This window comes from Oleiphilus sp. HI0080, assembly GCF_001635135.1.
Genome location: NZ_LWFU01000718.1, coordinates 1 through 779 on the forward strand (window position 1 = coordinate 1; position 779 = coordinate 779).

The window sequence follows — 779 nt, forward strand, 5'->3', positions numbered from 1 at the left end:
GTTTCCGCTGACGGTGTTGTCACGAGGGAATCATCAGAGTGTATGAACGGCGCTGCACGATCAGTGTATATGCCACAAAAATAATGCGTTTTAGGATAATTAAACGAGTAGCCTGGAGAGAGAGATGAAAGTAAAAAACAGATCTAATATGAAGATAACGTGCTTGGCCGCAGCGGTTGCGTTGGGTACAAGCTTACTAGCTGGCTGTAAAGTTGAAGACAAAATCGATGAACTGAACCTGTTCGAGAACACGATTTCCGTATCCTTTTTGGGTCGTTACTCAACAGGCGAATTCGATGAATCAGCCGCCGAGATCGTTGATTATGATCCAGCAACAAAAACGACGTTTGTCGTCAATGCCAACTCAGGACAAATCGACCTAATAGACACCGCATCGCCATCCACACCAACTCTCGCGAGCTCGTTGAATGTCGCGGGCGACGTTGCCGGCGCGATTGCCGGTATAAGTGAAGCGGACCTAGGTGCGGCTAACAGCGTTGCCGTTAGCGACAACACGCTCGCCGTTGCGATTGAAGCCAAGCCAAAACAGAATAACGGCTACATTGCGTTTTATCAGACGGATGGGACCTTTCTTAGTGCAGTAGAAGCGGGTGCCTTGCCCGACATGGTGACATTTACCCCTGATGGCAACACCGTTATCGCGGCAAATGAAGGAGAGCCAAATGGCGACTACTCCGTTGATCCAGAGGGCAGTGTCACAATTATCGACGTCTCTGGCGGAGCTGGGTCGCTTACGCCAAGTGATGTCACCCAGGTAA

At 49.9% G+C, this 779-nt stretch carries 1 pseudogene; it reads left to right on the top strand.

The annotated features are described in order from the left end of the window. Positions 1 to 148: 148 nt before the first annotated feature. A pseudogene (locus A3751_RS15455) lies at positions 149 to 779 on the top strand (alkaline phosphatase); the annotation flags it as partial.